Genomic DNA, 19883 nt, shown 5'->3' with positions numbered 1-19883 from the left:
GTTATATTTTATAAATAAGTACATAACTTACCACCTTACGTCCACTCCTTTGCCCGCTATAATCGGTGTAGAGGTGTTTATATGTTTATTGATCCGATGTTACTCGCAACCGCGCAAGCACCGTTCTCGGATTCGCGCTATATATTCGAACTTAAAGTATCTCTATAAATCAACGTGTACATTATTAAAAAAACAATCCCAATCCTTTTGTACCATGTATAATTAGCTAAACTTAAATTTGCACATAAATATCATACTGTACAAAATATCCGAATTGAGTAGCCTTGAATCCTTACTTCTACAACAGAAAAATGCTTTTATAACCCAATCAATCTCCAATCAAATTTCTGAAGCTTCAGGTTTCATAAATGGTGACTATTATGATAGCAGAACTAAGATAGAGACAATAGTGAAGGCCTTGTACGGCAAAAAGGCACTTGCTCATGGAGCAATAGTGAAATAAGTCTAGTGAATCGATATGAAGCGCTTATTTTAATTGAGCATTTTGCATAATTCCTTTTTTGACCTCAAGACAGTATGATCTAATAGCGCTCAACTTTGTTAGAGCACTCCGATTCTAAAAAAGGGCAGACCTGCAGAATTTTTGACTTTGCTCATTTTTAAGCTGCTGTTTGGTTCTTTTTACAAGCTGCAGAAAGTGCAGAGACAAGCAGTACAATCGCGTTTAGATACTGGTGAGTCGTCACTTTCTGAATCCTCCAGACATGCATCTCGTCTGCCGTACGTAAGATAGGTTTTCATTCTGGAGTTACATCGCTCTACGCTGGTGCGTTCGTTCCTTCCAGCGCTTTGTATCCCGATGCGGGCTGCAATATCACCGGAGGTCATCCTTTGCATCTACTTTAACTACCATGCCGTAGTTAGAAGATGAGCAGGCGGTCATACCCAGGGGACAATCCACCTTGCCGGTGGCGTGAGGGCATCGGAACTTCAAATAATCGCCATCGGCGCCCCAATACGTCATCGCAAATCCCATCGAACACCGAGGTGTTCCGTTGGTTGTCATCCCGACAGGAGGCTCTTTCTCGCCTCGGGGATTGAGAGGAATAATGGCTTGCGCCTTCACGTTTCGGGCGGCTTCATAGACCTTCATTTGGTCGTACCACGCATCAAGGATGAAGAATTTCGTGCGTTTATCGACAGCGAATTTCTCGATCAGACCGGGAGCCATTTCCCCGTCGTTCACATGTGCGGGCGTGACTTCGAGAGCTAATGGAAGCTCGCTTTTCTTCTTAGGCTGTTTTTTTTCGTAAGCATGGATAGCGGCGCTATCGATCGCAACGTGACTTCCGTCGATGATGCCGTCTTGCCTACAACGTTTGACCAAGTCTTCAGACAGCTGCTTAGCCAGATCTTCTTCGTCAGTTCGGCAAAAACTCGGCTTAATGTAGCGATAGACTGAGCTTCGCGATCAAGCGGAAGTCCACATTGACAACGAAATCGAAGATCGGTATCCAATCGATGATGCAAATCGGTAAATGTCTGAATGTGCTCGAGAGGAGCAGCGAGAAGTGCACGCAAAATGCCTTCTCTACAATGCCCATTAGCCCCTCGGGGTGAACGACTTATCAGCTCTTTAGCGTACGGACGAAGATCCAAAGTTCTAAAAAATATAGGCAATCGATCTTTTGAATGCATTTTTAACAGATCTTCAAAGGAAAATAGACTTTCTTGGAGAATATACAATTACAAGTGACTTCACTTCCTTGGCTCGTTTTCTGGTTTGGTCACTTGAAAACTTCTCCAAGTTGGGGTGAAGTCCTTTTTTTATGTTTGAAACTCCTTGTTTATCAAGGGCTCAGATTAATGCAAAATGCTCAATTAAATAAATTCCAAGTGGTTTTAAAAAACCGATAAGGAGCTCTATTGCAGCGAACGAACGGTAGTAGCAACGGCTCCAAGTAGGACAGGCAGGGCGACTAGTCTGGCTTGGGTCTGCAGATGGGCTGCCTAGTTTATTAAAAAATAGTTTTTTAAAAAAACGTAACCTTTGTGTTTGGAATTGTTTATTAATATGAATATCCATCCTTAAAGAAAGGAGAACACAATTAACTAGGGAAGGTGAGACTTTCGCAGACCAAATTTTCACGAAAAATTATGAAATGAGAGGATGTATCTTGATGTTTAATGCGAAAAGATTACTTTCGTTCTTGTTGGCATTTGCTCTAGTTTTTTCGGCTATGGGAGTCGTTTCAGCCGATGTTTCACCTGAGGAAAAACACTTACAGACAGCAATCACAGAAGGGCGATCTACCACCCCAATTTCAGAGCTAAGTGAAGAAGAAGCCAATCGAGTAATCGAGAAGCTCAATGAAACTGCTGAGGTAATCGAAGTTGAGGTTACTAGACCAAGTACGACACCTGGAGCAAGTCAACATACGGGTTTTACAAAGTTAATGGTGCAACCGGCCATGTTTCCGTACACTTAGAAGTATGGGTTGAAGGTGGTGACATAGCTACCTTAATCAACAGGGTCAGGGGCTATGCAGCTTTTGCGACAAATGTTGAAGGCGTACGAGAAGATATTAATTACGTTCCTTTCCCACCAAATAAGGTGGTGTATGTTACAGAAGAATCAGATATACGTATAGATTTTGATACTGATCTGGTATTGTGGGAGGGTTATGCGACTGTTTCTTTATTAGGTGGATGGTCTGACGCAGATATTTTCTTCGATAACGAAAGGTACTTATAACCCATTTTGTTACTACTTAAAGTAATGAGATCATGACGCGTGAACAAAAGTGTATTATTGGCGTGCAGCGCACAAGACTGCACGCCCATTTTTATTCGGCCATTCGTTGACCTGGTTTGATAAATCCTATTTAAGGGAGTTTTATTAAAATGAAGATTCTTTCTAAAATCGATAGGCAGGCATCTAACGATCAATATGATGTTGCTTCTTTGCATCAAGATACGATTAAACAGGAAGTGCATTCTGTCAGAGACAATAAAATAGTAACCCGAACAATTGTTGATGGTGATATAGAGTTCACGGAATCAGTATTCGACCCAAAGGTAATAGCAGATGTTATCGTTGAAAACATAAACATTCAATTATCATTATATCAATTTTATGTCTATTACAGTGGAGTTAAGAATAAAGAAGCGCATAAAAAGGAGAAATTAGTTTATGAGCTTCGTTATCCTAATGAGGGAAGCAAGGTAAGTAATGAGTTATTATCTAGTTTGCTTACTGTCTTTGATTCCTTGAATGTGGTTTACAAAAAAAATATGATGATTATTGCTGCGATGCTATCCGATATAGATACAAAAATAAAAATCTATGATCTATATAAAAAATTATATGAGAAATCTCTGTTGAATCCATTTATTGTAGCATTTACAAACGAAATGAAAGTAGGGGAAATGGAAATCATGGGGAGTGCTGTCTTTCAATATGAGCCTTTCCTCGACGATATAGAATCGATTATTTTGAATCAGAAAGAAATAATGTTCATTGATTATATTGAGCAACAATTGAACCTATCCGATTATTTCATGTTTTATTGCTATGGTTGGAATGAGGATGAAGTTGCGGCCAGTGTATTACTGAAAAAGCTAGCCAAATATTTTAAAAGAATATTTTTAACTTCAAAGCCTGATCCATTCTCTTCGGAGCTTCTCATGATATATGCGGAACGTAAGTGATACTTTAATAATGCCCCTTTGGACGAGTTAGAAGCGCTAATTCAAGGGTAATATTCGTTATAGTGTACTGAATACGTATAGAGCCAGGCCCACCCCTAGCTATGTTTACAATCCGATATTTACTTTCGTATAGCCTGCGCCATCACCGTACATCGCGCCAAGCACATCCGTATTCACCAGCGCCTGCAGTCCGCTCGCATCCTCCGGCACCTTAAACGTTATGCGCCCTTCCGCTTCGATTCCGGGATTGAGCGTACCTTCCGCCAGGTAATCCGTATCGTAATCATATGTGCGACCGCTGTCGTCGCGTAGCTTCATTGTGCCGGTATATAACGTCTTAGCTTCGTCGGACTCGTTTACCGCGCGCACATTCACCGTTACAAGTTGCCCGTCGCGTTCTGCGCCTGTTACCTTATATGAGAATGCGCCGTCGATAAGCGTTTCGTTAAGCGCGTACGTTTTCGGCAATGCCGGCGGGACGCTCGTCCGATCCGTATTGTTATTACTAATCCACGTCATAATTACCGTAACGATCGCGATACCAAGCAGAATATATCCGAGGACTGCGAAATCCTTCTTCGTAAATTTAACGTCATTATTCTCGTCCATAATACGCCTCCATCGCGTTAGTATAAAAAGAAAAAGCGCACACCAGCGAAGTTACATTATCCAATTAGTATATAGATTGAGCGCCCGACCACTACGAGCCGGGCGCTTAGATCTGCCTATTTATTTTCTCCAATAAGTTTAAATTCTCCGCTTTGCTTTGTTCCAATCTCATAGTTCTTAACTGTGACACTAACGTAAGTGTTATCGTCCCAAAGTGGTAAGTTTTCAGTGCTGGCATATCTCTCAATAACCGCGTCTATTATGGCATCAGATTTCGCTCTAACCTCACGATCAGTTAATTCATATGCGCCTTTACCTTCGTAAACATATGCCATATCCGGTTGGTTATCAACGTCAATTACTACGTTATTTAGATTTCCGTTTTCTCCTACATTGAAATATACTTTCTCAACTATAAAATCATCTGTCACTACTGCACCTTCAATAGAGTGAGATATAGTATTCATTAAGACCACGTTTCTAATTAATTCAAAAGCCTCTCTCATGCTCTCCTGGTCTTTTTTTAAGCTCGTATTTTCAGCCTTATATGTTTCATTCTGTTTAGTTAATGCAGCCAAATCTTCGTTTAAGGTTTCAATCTTGGCTGATACACCATACCAAACCACGACCAACCCTATAATAGATACTATAACCAAGACTAACGAGACTAGCGGTAACACTCGCTTATCGTTCTTTGGCTGCATAACCTGCTGTTGTTGACTTAGCGATTCTACCTCAACATTATCCAACATAATAACCACCCTTCATAAACAAAAATATGGTTATATTTTACTATGCAAAGGTACAATTTACCAAGCACTTTATTTTTCTTTATCCGGAGCATTTCCGCTTGAACTGTTCCGCGGTCCACTCCGCCACTGCCTCCGCATAGCAATCGTAGAAGACGCCCACCGGCGAATATACGCTTTCCTTCGGCAACCCTGTCCGCAGATCAACGGCCTTCTGGAAATAACGATCCGCGGCTAATCCTATAGCCTCCGGCTCTAATTGACCGCTAAACCTACGCGTCAGCATCGCGTATATATCGGCAAAGTATTGGTCGTATAGAGTCGCGGTATCGTTCAGCGGCAGTTTTCGTAATGCTTTCGATAGCGATTTAAGAATATCGGCAGTGGCGCTCTTATTCATTTTTTTCTTAGAGTCATTAATATTTAAATCATTAATTACTTGTGTCGAATTATCCGCGTCCGGCTTAGCCATGTCGGGAAAATCCGTAAGAGGAAAGTCAGGACCTGGCTCATCAATGATCGGCCGCTCATATACGATTGTTTCCATCCCTTCAATCTTCTTCGTATCTTCATTACGTTTCTGACTACGCTCGACATATCCGCATTCTTCAAGCTGCTTAAGTGCGGAATACACGGCGTCCCTTCCGTCTTTCGACCGTTTAACGAGATCCGTAACATATACCTGCCAGTTTGACGGCTTAGACAACAGATACGCAAGTAACCCTTTCGACTTCCACGTTAAACGCTCGTCCGATAAGAACCACGGATCTATGATTGCGTAGCCGCTATCACGCTTCTGGACGCGGACGATGCCGCCTGATGGCTTCGTCATGTTATCGCACCTCTCCGCTTAGTTTTAGCGGTCAGCTTCTGTACCGGACTCGCCTTTGAATGCTGCGCTTTGAGATCGTCATTGACTAGCGCAATATACCGCCTTGTCATTTCCATAGTCGCATGGCCGAGCGCTCGCTGTGTCGCAAAGGCATTCGCGCCGTTTCGTAAGAACTCAAGCGCAAATACATGGCGCAGATCATACGGACGGATATGCTTTCCGATCTGTTTACCGTATAACTCCAAGCGGTCGCCCCAGGTGTGGCGATTTAATTTCCGCCCTTCATACGTGCAGAATATCGGAACATCATCCGACCACTCTTCCGCTCTGACGGATATAAGTTTGCGAATAGATTTAATTGTGATATCGCAAATAGGTAAAGTACGCGCGATTCTACTTTTCGCTACCTTTGACGGCACGTAAATTTCTTGCGCGGAATAGTTGAAATCTTGCGGCAGCAAGGACAGCGCCTCAGACGGACGTATGCCGGTGTCCAGCGTCAAAAGGATTAACGTGTAATCTCGCAAGCCTGCGAATGTCTTCTGGTCTGGCGCGTCCAGCAGCGACTTTAAAACGTCTGTTTCGACTGCTACCGCCCGATTCTCTATCTTGCGTTTCTTTAGATTGGCGAGTGGATTTGCGGAGATATACCCTTGTCCTACGCAGTATTTAAAGAATGTGCGAAGATAGGTTAAACGGCTGTTAAACGTGGCCGGCTTAATATCATCGGACATATGCGTAAATACAGCTTCCTTAAGCGCCTCCATCGAATCCCAGGCGTTAGGATACCGCTTGAATAGTAAATTGACGGTTCGATCGTAATCGTGCGCCGTCTGTTCGCTGATTCCGTCTAACTGCTTATGGCGCTGGAACTCCGATAGGACCTCGCGCCAATGCGGACAGGCGGATTCTTCCGGTTCTATAATCCGTAATCTGGACAAAACAAAAACGCCTCCTTATTCGGAGACGTCTTCGAGTACCTTGCGCGAGTCCTGCGTACCTGCGGAATGTTCCGTTACAGATACGAAGGACCTCACCGCTATTCCGCCCAATTTTCCGTTGATGTGAGCGCATTTTTCCGCGTAATGCCGAGGACGGGGGTCGAACCCGTACGGTAGTCACCTACCGCAGGATTTTAAGTCCTGTGCGTCTGCCAATTCCGCCACCCCGGCATGATATATCGTCTTGGCGACAAGAACGATAATAACATGCTTGGCAGCTCATTGTCAACGACAAATGATTGGCAGCTATTTAGAAATATCAATAAAGCCTTCCCCGAACACATCCCGCACGTCATGAATACTGACGAAGGCATTCTTGTCCTCGGCGCGGACAATTTTTTTCAGCATGGCGATTTCCTGCTTGCTGATGACGATATACAGCACATCCTTGGGCTGGCCTGTATAATAGCCATATCCCCTCAGTACGGTCACTCCCCGATCCAGCAATTCCATCACCCGAACGGCAATCCGGTCATGATGGCTGGATATAATTGTGACCGCTTTTTTCGGATTCAAGCCCTCAATAATAAATTCCATAGCTTTCGTTCCGATGTACAAAAGGACCACGGTGAACATCACCTTCTCCACACCAATAACAAATACTGAAATTGCCGCCACAATCAGGTCAAAAAACAGCAACGCATAGCTCACATTCCAATCCCAATACTTCGTCGCCAGCCGCGCCAAAATCGTCGTGCCGGCCGTCGTACCGCCTACCCGGATGATCAGCCCGATCCCGACACCTGCCAGCAGGCCCGCAAAAATAGCGTTAATAACCGGCTCACTCGAAGCTATCCGCCAATGCTCCGTCAAATGGAGAAACAGCGCATTAAAGCCCACCGCAATGATCGTGTACACGGTAGTTGTTTTATCCAGCAGCTTGTAACCGACCAGCAGCAAGATCCCATTCAACACGATGCTAACCACCGCAGGTGACCAGCCCAGCAAATAGTAAAGGATAATCGAGATCCCGGTCACTCCGCCCTCCCCAAAATCATTCGGGATGACGAATACATTCACAGCCAGCGCGAACAAAAATCCGCCGATGATCAGCATCAGCATATCGTATAGTCTTTTTTTCATCCTCTTTCATTCCTCCACCTGGCGATAAATCACCATAAAAAAAGCGATTAAAGGAATAAGCATCCCTTTAATCGCTCAAAGTGCATCGCTGCAGTCTTTAGCTCTTTTAACAATCTCCATTATAGTAATCGTGCTCCAGTTTGTAAACAACAAAAAGACACTGCGATATCCGCAGCATCTATGGTATATGCTCTAAAGTATAAACCATCAGGATCTCTATGTATGGCCAGGCACGAAATGTCTAAGCCATTGGCGGCTGATGGGGTCCCGGATTCTGATCCCTCAACACGTGAGGAGGCGTATCAAAAACATATGGCGGTGCTGGTGGAAGCTGTGGTGCAGGCGCAAGCGGCTCCGGATGTGCAACGTATTGAAATGTTCCTCCATCCGGTGCCGTACCCTGAGCCCATGGCCCGCAGGCGCTGGCGTCTCCCCGGGAGAAGTTATACAGCACATGGGACACCGCTTGAATCTCGCATTCCTTCGGGAAGGTAGACGGAACAATTACCCCTTCCTTCTCCTCCAGCTCCCGAATTGCAGCAATCCACTGATTCTGATGCATGGTGTCTCTCGCCAGAAGCCAAGACAGCATATCACGCACGCCACGGTCATTCGTCATCTGGTACAATCGGGATACCTGAAGACGCCCCTGGGACTCGGCCGTTAGATTCATGCGGAAATCAGCTAACAAATTCCCGCTCGCGGCAATGTATTTACCATTCCAGGGGTAACCGTTGCTGTCAGACGGCGCCGCACCCAGACCCGTAACGATGGCATGCTGTGGATTACTTCCCCCGATAATGGCAGCCACTACCGGATCTCCCATCGCCTGCTCCAGCGTTTCCATGGGTGCATTCTCCAGCAGCCGGGCGATCATGGTAGCAAGCATCTCAACATGAGCCAGCTCTTCCGTCGCGGTATCCATCAGCAAATCCTTATACTTGCCGTCCCCACGCACGTTCCAGCCCTGAAATAAATACTGCATCGCCACCGTGATTTCTCCAAATTGACCTCCCAATACCTCCTGCAGCCTTCTCGCAAATACCGGATCCGGGCAGTCTGGCTTAGCATGATATTGCAGCTCTTTAATATGAAAGAACAAGGATCGTCACCTCTTTGTAGAGTTATACCTGACTGTATGTGGCGAATGTCGTCGGTATGATACCTTTACTGCAAAATAACAATCCAAAACCATCAACTCCTTGTACCCGAAACAAGGTCCAAGCCTTACATTCAAGAAGCGCGGTTCGTGCCTTTCTTACGACGCATAGCCAAAATGTTCTCTGTTCGAAACACCCTTGGAGCACCTGACTTCAAGCAATCTGCCCGTACCAGATGGCCCCTAACGCCAAGCACTTCGATCTCCCGCTGCGTGATCGCTCCCAGCCGGTCTATATAAATAATTTCAACAATATCTCCAATGTACTTGCGTATATTATTCATGAACAGCCCCTCCTCATCCAATAAAAGAGAACACTTGTTTGTGTTATATACTTATTATACCCGAACACTAGTTCTTTAATCAATGGCTAAATATCGATGTGACGGTGCACTAAGGAAATATATGGAACTTTATCAACGCGCCTACGTAGTCCTTTTTACGAGGTGATTGAGATGTTTTCCATGGTTCTGGGATTAACACTGTTGTATGTTGGAATTCAAATATTTCGCCATCCTGATGCTGATCTTCTTCGCTGGTTCTCCCAAATTCCGGAGGAAGTAGTTCGAAGCAAAGAAGAATTGCTAAAAGAACGAATCGGTGCTCTGCTCACCATTTTTTTAGGCATTGTGATGTCACTGTCAGGAGCGCTTTCTTTTTTCGATGCTTCCAGTCTCGGGCTATTTATCTATAGTTTCATATTGGGCTTGATTACAGTAATATTTGGCATTTATGCGGCCAGAAATCCGGAATGGGGCTGGCTGCAAATGCTCGGATTGGATACAGAAAACGACGATTTGCATCGTTGGTTTATCCGAATCATTGCTAAAGGCGTTGTGATATTTGGGCTCCTGTGTATGCTGCTAAGCGCCCAGTTTCTTTTTGCATAAAATATGTTCACGCTGAATGTCATCCTTCATAGGAATCAAATCTTTTTCGAAATGAGGTGTAGCTGCTTGAAGAAGATCGAACATTTATTGCATTTGTGTATTGGAGGCACTGTACTTTTCGGAGGAATTTTTGTGTCAAGATATTTTATAAAGAAAGAATTTAGTGGAATTGAGCTAGGTCTAGCCAGTATCTTGCTTCTTGCTATCCTATTTATTAGATATTGGAAAAAGATGAGGAGATAAGCAGCGGCGCCTACGGTCAATAACTGTTAACAATCCGGATTAAACAAGATCGTAATTTCATAAAAAGACCTGCCAGGAGCGAAATAATCGCTGCTCTGACAGGCTTGAAGCTCTCAAAAAATTTATTATTTCCATTGTCTATCGTAAGCACTCTGAGCAATCTCCAGGTACCTCGTTATTCCCATTTTATCAAGCTCTTTCAGATAACCGTCCCAATCCTTTTCCAGGTCTAACCCACCAAGAATGAATCGAGCTATGCTCTCCTCCACATACGGATTAATAATCGAACCAAGCTGAGCAAATTCCTCTGCCTCTGAAGTTTCTAAGGAAAGCGGCGGAACCACGCGTTGTTTGAATGGCTCATAATGATCTATTGTCGCTTTCGTCAGCAAATATTGTAATTCCCATGGATTACTAGGGTCGTATACCGTCCCTTCCGTCCATTCTCGTGGCCAGTACCCTGGATTGGTGAAGTTCCAATGCGATTTTTGATCAGAGCCCCACTGCAGAATCGCCTTGTATGCAGCCGGTTTTCCATTTACTCCAATGCTGCCATCTGGCGCTTTCTCCCAGTCGACCTCTGGAACCCCCAACCTGCTGCGAGCCGTTACTTCTTCATTGTAAAATTGATCAGCCCATTTCACGGCAATGTCTGCACATTCGTCTTGACATGCATTCGTTAGAATCATCATGTGAGAAGCCTGTACATAACCATAAGGGTCCCAAATACTTTGCTGCACACCGGACGGTCCCTTTAGAGGCGGAATGGCGACAAAATCCTTAAATCGTTCCCCATTCACGTTGGCGAATACATGGGGCCCTCCGGAAGGTATGGCTCCTACAATGGGCACCTCCCCACCTTCCACCAATTGTTTGACCTGCTCTTGCTTCTGCGTAAAGCTGACGGGATCGAGCAGTTTCTCATCGGCCAGATTCTTCATATAGCTAAGGCCCTCTCGCCATTCCGAGGTTGTGTAGGCAGAGGTGATAGTGTCTTCCTTCAAAATGAATCGATTACCTCCAGGATTTAGCACAAATGCGCTCATTATAAACATGTCAACGTTTTGATTCCAGCCCGTAACAGAGCCGATGAGCGGAATTTCGTCAGCCTTTCCATTCTTATTCGGGTCCTGTTCCTTGAACATCTTCAGCATATTATAAAACTCGTCCGTCGTAGTAGGCACAGCTAATCCAAGGTTATCGAGGAAGACCTGGTTAACCCACATCTTCCTAGCCATGGTACAGTTATAACACTCCACTATTTTGGGCAAGCCATAGATATTTCCATCCGGAGCTGTAATCATTTTTTTTGCGCCTTCAACCTTATCAATAACCTGCACAAACTCAACGGAATGCTTATTGATGAGCTCATTCAACGGTTGAAAGACACCTTGAGGACCATACTTTGATACTAAATCATTATTCACGCCGCCCATAATAATATCCGGCAAGTCAGAACCACTGGCGAATAGCAGGTTGAGTCTTGTATTCCAATCCGTATGAGGAACCAGTGTCCAATTGATCTGCACATTGGTCTTCTCCTCAAGAAATTTAGTGAATTCGTTATTGATATAATCAAGAACAGCTGAATCTTGTTGAATCATGACATTCAGCGTCGCCTTTTGTGGTACGATTGGAAATTCACCTTTAGCTGACACTTTCGCGGATTCTGCTTTTGTTGAGTCGTTCTGCTCTCTTCCCTTATCCGTTGGTTGCGGTTGAGTCTCTTCACCTGTCTTTGAACACGCTGCCAACATTACACTAAATACAAGAAGAAGGGCAAGTAACACGCGGTAGCCTTTTTTCATAATTCCGCTTTCCTCCCTTATATATCTTTTTTTATTGCCGTTTTACTGACCAATCATCGATACTACCCTTTTACCGAACCAATCATCACGCCCTTCACGAAATACTTTTGTACAAACGGATACGCAATCCACACCGGTAAACTCGCTACGATAATGAGGGAATACTTTAGCAGGTCAGCCAAGCCCTCTCTCTGTGCCATCAGTTCTGGATCCGTGATCATGCTAGGGTCTATTGAATTGCTCACCAGGATGTCACGTAATATAATTTGCAGCGGAAAGAGATTACGGTCGCTCAGATAAATTAATGCATCAAAGAAGGAGTTCCAATGGTGCACTGCATAAAACAATACAAGCACCGCAGTAATCGCTTTGGAAAGCGGCAACACAATGTGATACATAAAGCGTAGATGATTGCACCCATCTAGCTGAGCCGCTTCATACAATTCATCGGAAATCGTTGACTGATAATAGGTTCTTGCGATAATGATGTTGAATACACTGATTGCACTTGGCAGAAGCATCGCCCAGCGAGTATCAATAAGACCATAATCTTTGACCGTAAGATAAGTTGGAATAAGCCCTGCTTGGAACAGCATGGTGAACACAAACAACAGCATCATGAGATTGCGTCCCCGAAACTCTTTCCTTGACAACGGATACGCTGCCAGAATAGTCATGCCAACATTAATGATTGTACCCGCTGCTGTATAGAAAATCGTATTGCCGTATCCCGTCATAATTTGATTGTTTTTGAAGATTGCCTTATATCCCTCTAATGAGAAATCAACCGGCCAAAGCCATACCTTTCCCGATATGACTGCTGTGGTTGAGCTGATCGAGGAGCTGATAATATAAATGATGGGATACAAAACAACCAATAATGCTACTAACAGAAAAACATCGATGGCCGCAAAGAAGAAACGATCCCCTCGAGACATTCGAATTTGCTTCATTTCATCACCCTTCCTTCAAGCTCTACCATAGGCTGGTTTGATTCATGCGTTTGGCCGCTTGATTGACTGTCAATAATAAGATAAAGCTCACAAGTGAATTAAACAGGCCAATAGTGGTGGAGAAGGAGAAATCCGCAGCCGAGGAAGCAAGGCCTATTTTATAAACATAGGTTGAAATGACCTCGGACGAAGCAAGATTTAATGGATTTTGCATCAAAAGCACCTTTTCGAATCCGACGTTCATGATTTGACCTGCCTGAAGAATTAAAAGAATTACCATTGTAGGAAGGATACATGGTATATCAATATGCAAAATTCGTTGGAACCGGCTGGCTCCATCGATTGTGGCTGCCTCATGCAAGGATTGATCTACGCTCGCGAGAGTGGCCAAATAAATAATCGTTCCCCAACCAGCATTCTGCCATATTCCCGACCACACGAAAATTGATTTGAAATACTCGGGTACACCGATGAAATCCAGCTCCTCTAGCCCGAAAGGCTGCATAGCTGCATTGATCAGCCCGGTTTTCGGATTAAGGAATTGCAGGATGATGCCGACCATGACCACAGTGGATATGAAATGCGGCATATAAATGACAAATTGAACAACCTTCTTAAACTTTTCGCGCAACGTCGCATTTAACGCTAATGCCAAAAGGATGGGAATTGGAAAGCCGACAGCCAGCTCATAAAAGCTGATACCTAAAGTATTCCAAATTAATCTCCAAAATAAATATGAATCGAAGAATCGTTCAAAGTTTGCAAATCCAACCCAGGGACTGCCCCATATACCTTCTGACCACATAAACTTCTTAAATGCGATCTGAATGCCATACATGGGTATATACCGGAACATGATCAACCAAATAACAGGCAACAAAATAATGAGGTACAGTTGATAATCGTTTTTAAGCGTTTTTATTATTGCCTTCGATTTCAAAGACATCCCTCCTGACGTCTGTGTCCAATTTCATTCAACGTACCAAGCTTCGTTCATCCGAAATCCCCTCCACCCCCCATCTGTTTCAGATCTGTTCTTCATACGTCTTCGCTGGCTTTAAAGCGTTTTCATCAATGTCTTTGATGTTAAGACATCCCTCCTCCTGTCATTTATGTCATTTGCGTTCATCGTACCTGCGTCAAGCTCATTCTGAAAAGTGACAAGTTTCAAAAATCCGCATTTATTCCTTATTACGACGCTTGCACTAGTATCAGACATATATAGCTGCAGCACCTAGCGGAATAATGCACGGTTCAGGAAAATTTGTTACTATACTACTTATCGCTATCCAAGTATGATCATACGTAAGCGCTTTCTTTAAAGGGGTGAGTATAAATGGTCGGCTTCAAAAGAATGATCAAATCGCACACAATCTTTATTCGGTTTGTCATCTCGTATTTTTTGGTGCTATCCGTAACGGTAATTATTGGAGCCATTTATTATCACCAGCTGCTAAACATTTACACCAAAGACTCTGTTAAGAGCGGTCTCCTCTCGTTAAATAATGGTATTCAATTAGTACAGGCCCGTTTTGCCGAGGTTGACAACATGGTCACTCAGATGATGCTCGACAAGGAAGTTGCAACGTTATTTCAAAGAAATGATCAGCCAATTGTGAACAGTGATTATTATCAATTTAGGCTGATTCAACAGAAACTAAAGTCTTATTCATTAACCAACACCTTTATCGATGAGATGTACTTATTAATGGATGACATAAGTGTCATCATTTCCAGCAAGTATGTAGCAGACCACCTACCAGAGTTTACAGCACACTTTATGAATTACGAAGACTTAACCTACGCAAGCTGGAAGCAACAAGTGATGGACGAATACCATTACATGGATGTGTGGCCCTCCCGTCTTGTGACAAAGGAACATATCAAGGAAGCATACATCACTTACGTCCATTCGTATCCCACAGGTAGATTTAATTCCGATCAAGGCGCAATAGTTATTCACATCAAAGAGGAAGCGTTCACCCAGTATTTTCGCAACATGAGCATGATGCAAAACGGGCTGTTTCTTGCGTTCGATCAGAATAATGATATTCTTGCATCCTACAACTACAATTCTTAACAGAAAGACATCATCAACCAACTTGACGATAACAACCTGAAAGAACTTGAGATAGACGGAGAACGCTTCGTCGTTATCCGCACACAATCGGAATATCGCGGATGGACGTACGTCGCTGCCATTCCGCTAGCCCACTTCGAGAAGCAGACCGCTTCCATAAAAAAAACATTTTATGTCGCCTTCTCGCTCATGCTACTGACTGGAGGCATCATCGCCCTCTATATGGCATATCGGAACAGCGCTCCACTGAGAAAGGTGATAGAACGACTGAGTAACGCTCATACCGAGCAAGACAAAAGGACTTCTAGAGGATTCAATTTTCTCGAAGGCACGGTATCTCAGCTCATTGATTATAACGACCACCTGAGACAGCAGCTAGAGCGTGAGCAGCCCTTCATTCGAGCAAGCTTCATGGAAAGACTATTACGAGGCGGCTTCGCCAATGCAATGGAGATTGACCGAGCGCTTAGCCACGCCAAAATAACTATGAAGGGCAACCGCTATGTGGTGATTCAGATGCAGGTCAAGGGTTATTTTGACGACTATACAGTAGAAGGCTTAAAAGATCTGGACATTGTGAAGCTAGTCGCGACATCAGGTTTGCAGGGATCATCGCACAATCAGATTCAGGTTCATTGGATATCAGAGGATAAGATTGCAATTGTATACGTATTGGATGAAGAAGTGGAGCATCAGATTGAGTCTGCTACAAAGGTGTTGCTAAGCGCGACGGCTGATAACTTATTAGAGGAATACGATGCGCGCGTATTATTCGGGATCGGAGGTGTCACAACTAGCTTGATGGGGATCGCCCGCGCCTTTGAGGAAGCAGGCCAAGCACTGCAATATGGAGCCGTCCAGAAGGGACAATACTTAGTCTGGCATCACCATCTGCCTCCATATACGCTTGGCTATTATTATCCGCTTGATCATGAGTCCCGGCTCATCCATTGTGTCAAGAATGGCAATGCACCTGCAATGCTTAGAGAGCTACGCGAATGCTCCACGCAGAATCTTGAACGGCGCAAACTCTCTGTATCTGAGCGAACACAGCTGTATTATGAGATACGCGGCACGGTCATGAAACTCAGTCAAGAGATATTGGAAGCAGGGCACCCCCATCAGGGCACTCTTGATGAATATTGGTTACTGATGGATCAACAGGAAAACACAGAGGGACAATTCCAAGTATGGGAGACCATATTTACCTTTCTCTGTGAGATAGTAAATCAAAAGAAAACAAGCCAGCATCATAAGCTTATCGATCAGATTGTTGCGTTCATCCAGAAGCATTATGCCGATTTCGACCTAGGTCTTTATCGAGTAGCCTCAGAGTTTGATCTTACAGAAAAATATCTCTCTCAGTTTTTCAAAACTCATACCGGCGAGAATTTCACCAATTATGTTGAGCGCATTCGAATGGATCAAGCGCTTGAGCTGATGAAATCGACATCACTTACGATCCACGAGATTTCTTCCCTTATTGGGTATGATCAGAACAATACTTTCTACCGCGCATTCAAGAGAAGATTCGGCGTTAGTCCAACGACGTATCGCAATCAGCCTTGATGACAACTAACCAAAAGGAGATGTATTATGCGAACTATTTTTATTTTAATGGACAGTCTGAACCGTCATATGCTCAAGTCTTACAACCCACATTCTTGGGTAAAAACCCCTAATATCGATCGGCTAGCAGATCAATCCATCTCATTCGACAATCACTGGGCCGGATCCCTTCCATGTATGCCTGCGAGAAGGGATTTGTTCACGGGATGCTTTAACTTTTTGGAACGAGGCTGGGGGCCCATTGAACCTTTTGACATAACCTTTCAGAAGAGGCTTAGAGCCTATGGTATATTCACTCATCTCGTTACGGATCATTACCATTACTTCGAACTTGGGGGAGAAAATTATTGTCAGCAGTTTAATACTTGGGATTTCATTCGGGGCCAAGAGTATGATCCTTGGGTTTCGCGAGTAGATCAGCCTGCACTGCCCGAAAGCCATTATGGGAAAATATCCGCTCAATATGAGCTGAATTGCAGCCGATTCCATTCAGATGCAGACTACCCTAGTCCACGTACCTTCGCTTCTGCTTGTGAGTGGCTGGAATCTAACCGTGAAGCTCAAAGCTTCTTCCTGATGGTTGAAGCGTTTGATCCTCATGAGCCATTCGACTGCACAAAAGAATTCCTTGATCTATACGAGAACGAGGATGAGTATACGGGTCCACATTACAACTGGTCGGGATATAAGCCTGTAGATGTACCATATGCTGCTATCACTCACCTGCGCAAGCGATATGCGGCTACATTATCAATGAACGACAAGTGGTTAGGCAAGCTTCTTGATACAATCGATCAACTGGATATGGACAAGGATACCACGATTATTCTAACGACAGATCATGGACATCTGCTAGGCGAGCATAACTTTATTGGCAAGAACGAGCCTCATGTATATAATGAGATCGCCCACCTGCCTCTTTTCATAAGGCTGCCTGGCGGGGAGCGAGCACAAGAGCATGTGTCTACCCTAACTCAGACCGTTGATCTGATGCCTACGATATTGGATTTGTATGGCATTCCACTGCCGGAACGCCTGCATGGACGATCCATACATCCGATATTAATAGGCGGTGATCAAGAAGAGTCTGTGCGTGATTATGCAATATACGGCTATCACGGTAAAGCCGTCAACATCACAGATGGAGTCTATACATACTTTCGCGCACCAGTAATCGGCAATTCTCCTTGCTTCAGCTATTGCGGTATTCCGACCACTTTATGGAGCTTCCTAGCGACGGAGCGTGCAAGCCAGTTTGAGGTAGGAAGATTTCTTACTTATACCGACCATCCTGTATATAAGATTCCTATGCATGGCACCAAACATGAACTTATAGAGGTATCGCAATTATTCCACATCCAGCGGGACTACGGGCAACGATCGCCTATTCATGATAAAGACGAAGAAGAAAAATGGATGAAGCGACTGTCCCTTGCGTTGCACGAATATAGTGCACCAGAGGAGCAATGGAAGCGACTCGGATTGGAGCGACAGCATCCAGTTTCTAACACCTGACCAGTTGAGCGCAAAAGGCAATCCACGTCCACTTAACGAGTGAGTGTGGATTGCCTGTATAAAAACTATTTTCTTATCGCCTCCTCTTATAGTTCGTTCCCAATCATTCACTCCAGACGCACTTCTTACATGTATTCTACTGCTTGGATCGCGTGTCTTTTTTTTGGGCAGGCGGAGACTGATACGCCCTTCTGAAATGAAAATCCACAATAAAGCAGCGGCGCCTACAGTCAGTAACTATTTAACAATCCGCATTAAACAAGATAGGTTCAAGCACCCAATCCTTTTCTCCCCATGTATTTGTATTTCTAACTACATTAATTAGATAATTTTCATTCACAAAAAAATCTATAACACGTCTACTTACCAAAGTATTTCTATATACATAATCTGAGCTTTTGTTTTCATAAGTAAAATTAAAATCCAATACTTCCTTAATATCATTAGGGTTATAGTAATATGGCGGAAAACGATGGCCACCAAGTTTGCATTCCGTGCAACGTCTATCTTGGTTCAAGATATAAGGATCTGATAAAAAATCATCTGGAATGCACTGTTTAGGCAGAACGTTCGTAGGCATTATTTGATAACCCCGTATTTTCGCCTCTTTTCTGCCTTTATGTAAAACTTGAATTAGGTTATAGCCTGTTAGATCAGACTCGCGCAATAAATTTGCTAAATTCTCTGATACGACAAAAAAATGATTAACAAACATTATAGGATTTTTCATCAACTTGTTTACATCTATAGTTATATTCTGATCTTCCATGTACTTCTTGCGATTGCATAAATCACAGAATTTTTCAAGTTTAATTTTAGGTTTTTGGAGATATAAGTCTGCTTTATTTCCAATAGACCGGATGTTGAAGAGAGGGGACCTTTTGAATTCTTCTTCTTCATAAACGATAGAAAAGCCAAAAGAGTCATTAGTGATATAGGGAACAACTCCATTTAGATCCTTAATAAATCCCCCAATTGTATGACTGTCATACGTCATTGTAATTAGATAAGAATAATGATGACTATCTCCAACAGTAAGATCCAAAAATTCCGTTACAGTTGCTCCATGATCCTTTATAACTTTTTCTACTTTGTGCTTGTCCTCAGTAGAATATACTATAGCACTCGTTACAGCGAAAAGATTCAAAATTATTAACCTCCTTTCAATCGTAACGAAAGATCCGCCTCATGCGGGTATCATGCTCTCGAAGCTCACGGGCGGCAGCATTTACAGGCATTATAGGTTTTCCAATTCCAGAAATCAAGATGCCGCCAATGTCTCTGGCCAGTATCATGAACCTTGCTTGATGCCCCGCAGTTGGGACAAGCGAACTCAGCGCCTTTCTCGAAATCGACAAACAAATGCCAGGCTTCATCCTGATCATCCTATTCAATGTGCGTGAGTTCCCATGGTTTCTCAAGCGCCATTGCAACTCGAAACATCTCTGTATTGAGGTAAGCGGTGCTCTTCTCCTTCAAGTGAGCGATAGACATGAAAACTGTACTCAATTCCATCAACTACACAAGCAGGGGTTATCTTTCAGATTATCTTATTATAAATTATTTAATACTTGGAATCTTTCGTCGAATGTTGGATAAAAAGCATGGAATACTGGAACACTCATCTCATTATTATCATTGATGTTCCAAAATACTGTTAACCATTCTTCAAAGTTTGGTAAAGTTTTGACAATGACATTAGTAGCCTGGCTAATGAACC

General features: G+C 43.6%; 18 protein-coding genes, 1 tRNA gene and 1 pseudogene. 6 read left to right on the top strand and 14 right to left on the bottom strand.

Going from position 1 to position 19883, the window contains the following annotated elements:
- Positions 1 to 620: 620 nt before the first annotated feature.
- Positions 621 to 1707 (bottom strand): annotated as a pseudogene (locus JJQ72_RS13030) (transposase).
- A gap of 434 nt (positions 1708 to 2141) precedes the next feature.
- On the opposite strand from JJQ72_RS13030, the gene JJQ72_RS13025 reads away from it, so the two are divergent.
- Positions 2142 to 2450, top strand: coding sequence for a hypothetical protein (locus tag JJQ72_RS13025; protein ID WP_138225342.1), 309 nt, complete (start codon positions 2142 to 2144; stop codon positions 2448 to 2450).
- A 415-nt stretch (positions 2451 to 2865) separates the two neighbouring features.
- Positions 2866 to 3672: a hypothetical protein gene (locus tag JJQ72_RS13020; RefSeq protein WP_138225341.1), complete on the top strand. Its 807-nt coding sequence runs from the start codon at positions 2866 to 2868 to the stop codon at positions 3670 to 3672.
- A gap of 105 nt (positions 3673 to 3777) precedes the next feature.
- Here the strand turns inward: JJQ72_RS13020 and JJQ72_RS13015 are convergent, their stop codons facing one another.
- The 8 genes from JJQ72_RS13015 to JJQ72_RS12980 all read right to left on the bottom strand — a co-directional run bounded on the left by JJQ72_RS13015 (position 3778) and on the right by JJQ72_RS12980 (position 9389).
- Complete coding sequence (locus JJQ72_RS13015; RefSeq protein ID WP_138225333.1) at positions 3778 to 4281, bottom strand: DUF4352 domain-containing protein; 504 nt, start codon at positions 4279 to 4281, stop codon at positions 3778 to 3780.
- A 116-nt stretch (positions 4282 to 4397) separates the two neighbouring features.
- Positions 4398 to 5033 (bottom strand): hypothetical protein, encoded by a 636-nt coding sequence (locus JJQ72_RS13010; protein ID WP_138225332.1) that lies wholly within the window; start codon positions 5031 to 5033, stop codon positions 4398 to 4400.
- A gap of 79 nt (positions 5034 to 5112) precedes the next feature.
- Entirely contained in the window at positions 5113 to 5862 is a 750-nt protein-coding gene (locus JJQ72_RS13005) for a helix-turn-helix domain-containing protein (RefSeq protein ID WP_138225331.1), read from the bottom strand.
- On the bottom strand, positions 5859 to 6803 hold the full coding sequence (locus tag JJQ72_RS13000) for a tyrosine-type recombinase/integrase (protein WP_208203957.1): 945 nt from the start codon (positions 6801 to 6803) through the stop codon (positions 5859 to 5861). Before JJQ72_RS13000 ends, JJQ72_RS13005 begins: the two co-directional genes overlap by 4 nt.
- Positions 6804 to 6948: 145 nt before the next feature.
- A tRNA-Leu gene (locus tag JJQ72_RS12995) sits at positions 6949 to 7034 on the bottom strand.
- A gap of 75 nt (positions 7035 to 7109) precedes the next feature.
- Positions 7110 to 7946 carry a YitT family protein gene (locus JJQ72_RS12990; RefSeq protein ID WP_138225329.1) on the bottom strand — a complete coding sequence of 279 codons (837 nt, stop codon included), beginning with the start codon at positions 7944 to 7946 and terminating at the stop codon, positions 7110 to 7112.
- A gap of 241 nt (positions 7947 to 8187) precedes the next feature.
- Positions 8188 to 9048 (bottom strand): manganese catalase, encoded by an 861-nt coding sequence (locus JJQ72_RS12985; RefSeq protein ID WP_138225328.1) that lies wholly within the window; start codon positions 9046 to 9048, stop codon positions 8188 to 8190.
- 131 nt (positions 9049 to 9179) lie between these two features.
- The gene (locus JJQ72_RS12980; protein ID WP_138225327.1) at positions 9180 to 9389 is read right to left on the bottom strand and encodes a hypothetical protein; all 210 of its coding nucleotides are present in this window, start codon (positions 9387 to 9389) and stop codon (positions 9180 to 9182) included.
- Between the two features lie 171 nt (positions 9390 to 9560).
- Between JJQ72_RS12980 and JJQ72_RS12975 the strand changes: the two genes are divergently transcribed.
- Positions 9561 to 9995 (top strand): hypothetical protein, encoded by a 435-nt coding sequence (locus JJQ72_RS12975; protein WP_208203956.1) that lies wholly within the window; start codon positions 9561 to 9563, stop codon positions 9993 to 9995.
- Positions 9996 to 10363: 368 nt separating this feature from the next.
- Here JJQ72_RS12975 and JJQ72_RS12970 read toward each other — a convergent pair whose 3' ends face one another.
- The 3 genes from JJQ72_RS12970 to JJQ72_RS12960 all read right to left on the bottom strand — a co-directional run bounded on the left by JJQ72_RS12970 (position 10364) and on the right by JJQ72_RS12960 (position 13945).
- A complete protein-coding gene (locus JJQ72_RS12970; RefSeq protein WP_208203955.1) occupies positions 10364 to 12046 on the bottom strand; it encodes an extracellular solute-binding protein in 1683 nt (560 codons plus the stop codon).
- A gap of 62 nt (positions 12047 to 12108) precedes the next feature.
- On the bottom strand, positions 12109 to 12999 hold the full coding sequence (locus tag JJQ72_RS12965) for a carbohydrate ABC transporter permease (RefSeq protein WP_208203954.1): 891 nt from the start codon (positions 12997 to 12999) through the stop codon (positions 12109 to 12111).
- A 22-nt stretch (positions 13000 to 13021) separates the two neighbouring features.
- Positions 13022 to 13945, bottom strand: a complete 924-nt coding sequence (locus tag JJQ72_RS12960) for an ABC transporter permease (RefSeq protein ID WP_208203953.1) — start codon at positions 13943 to 13945, stop codon at positions 13022 to 13024.
- Between the two features lie 390 nt (positions 13946 to 14335).
- Here JJQ72_RS12960 and JJQ72_RS12955 point away from each other — a divergent pair, with 390 nt between their 5' ends.
- From JJQ72_RS12955 to JJQ72_RS12945, 3 genes are all read left to right on the top strand, one after another.
- The gene (locus tag JJQ72_RS12955) at positions 14336 to 15079 is read left to right on the top strand and encodes a cache domain-containing protein (protein WP_208203952.1); all 744 of its coding nucleotides are present in this window, start codon (positions 14336 to 14338) and stop codon (positions 15077 to 15079) included.
- Between the two features lie 411 nt (positions 15080 to 15490).
- The gene (locus tag JJQ72_RS12950; protein WP_208203951.1) at positions 15491 to 16648 is read left to right on the top strand and encodes a helix-turn-helix domain-containing protein; all 1158 of its coding nucleotides are present in this window, start codon (positions 15491 to 15493) and stop codon (positions 16646 to 16648) included.
- Positions 16649 to 16675: 27 nt separating this feature from the next.
- Positions 16676 to 18163, top strand: coding sequence for a sulfatase (locus JJQ72_RS12945; protein WP_208203950.1), 1488 nt, complete (start codon positions 16676 to 16678; stop codon positions 18161 to 18163).
- Between the two features lie 241 nt (positions 18164 to 18404).
- On the opposite strand, the gene JJQ72_RS12940 is transcribed toward JJQ72_RS12945, so the two are convergent.
- Positions 18405 to 19310: a hypothetical protein gene (locus JJQ72_RS12940; RefSeq protein ID WP_208203949.1), complete on the bottom strand. Its 906-nt coding sequence runs from the start codon at positions 19308 to 19310 to the stop codon at positions 18405 to 18407.
- A gap of 65 nt (positions 19311 to 19375) precedes the next feature.
- On the bottom strand, positions 19376 to 19525 hold the full coding sequence (locus tag JJQ72_RS20885; protein WP_208203948.1) for a transposase family protein: 150 nt from the start codon (positions 19523 to 19525) through the stop codon (positions 19376 to 19378).
- Positions 19526 to 19883 lie beyond the last annotated feature (358 nt).

This window comes from Paenibacillus sp. F411, from assembly GCF_017582705.1.
GTDB classification, from domain to species: Bacteria; Bacillota; Bacilli; order Paenibacillales; family Paenibacillaceae; genus Paenibacillus_AQ; species Paenibacillus_AQ algicola.
Note: the sequence above shows the minus strand (reverse complement) of the source record. Positions and strands in the feature narration are given on the sequence as shown.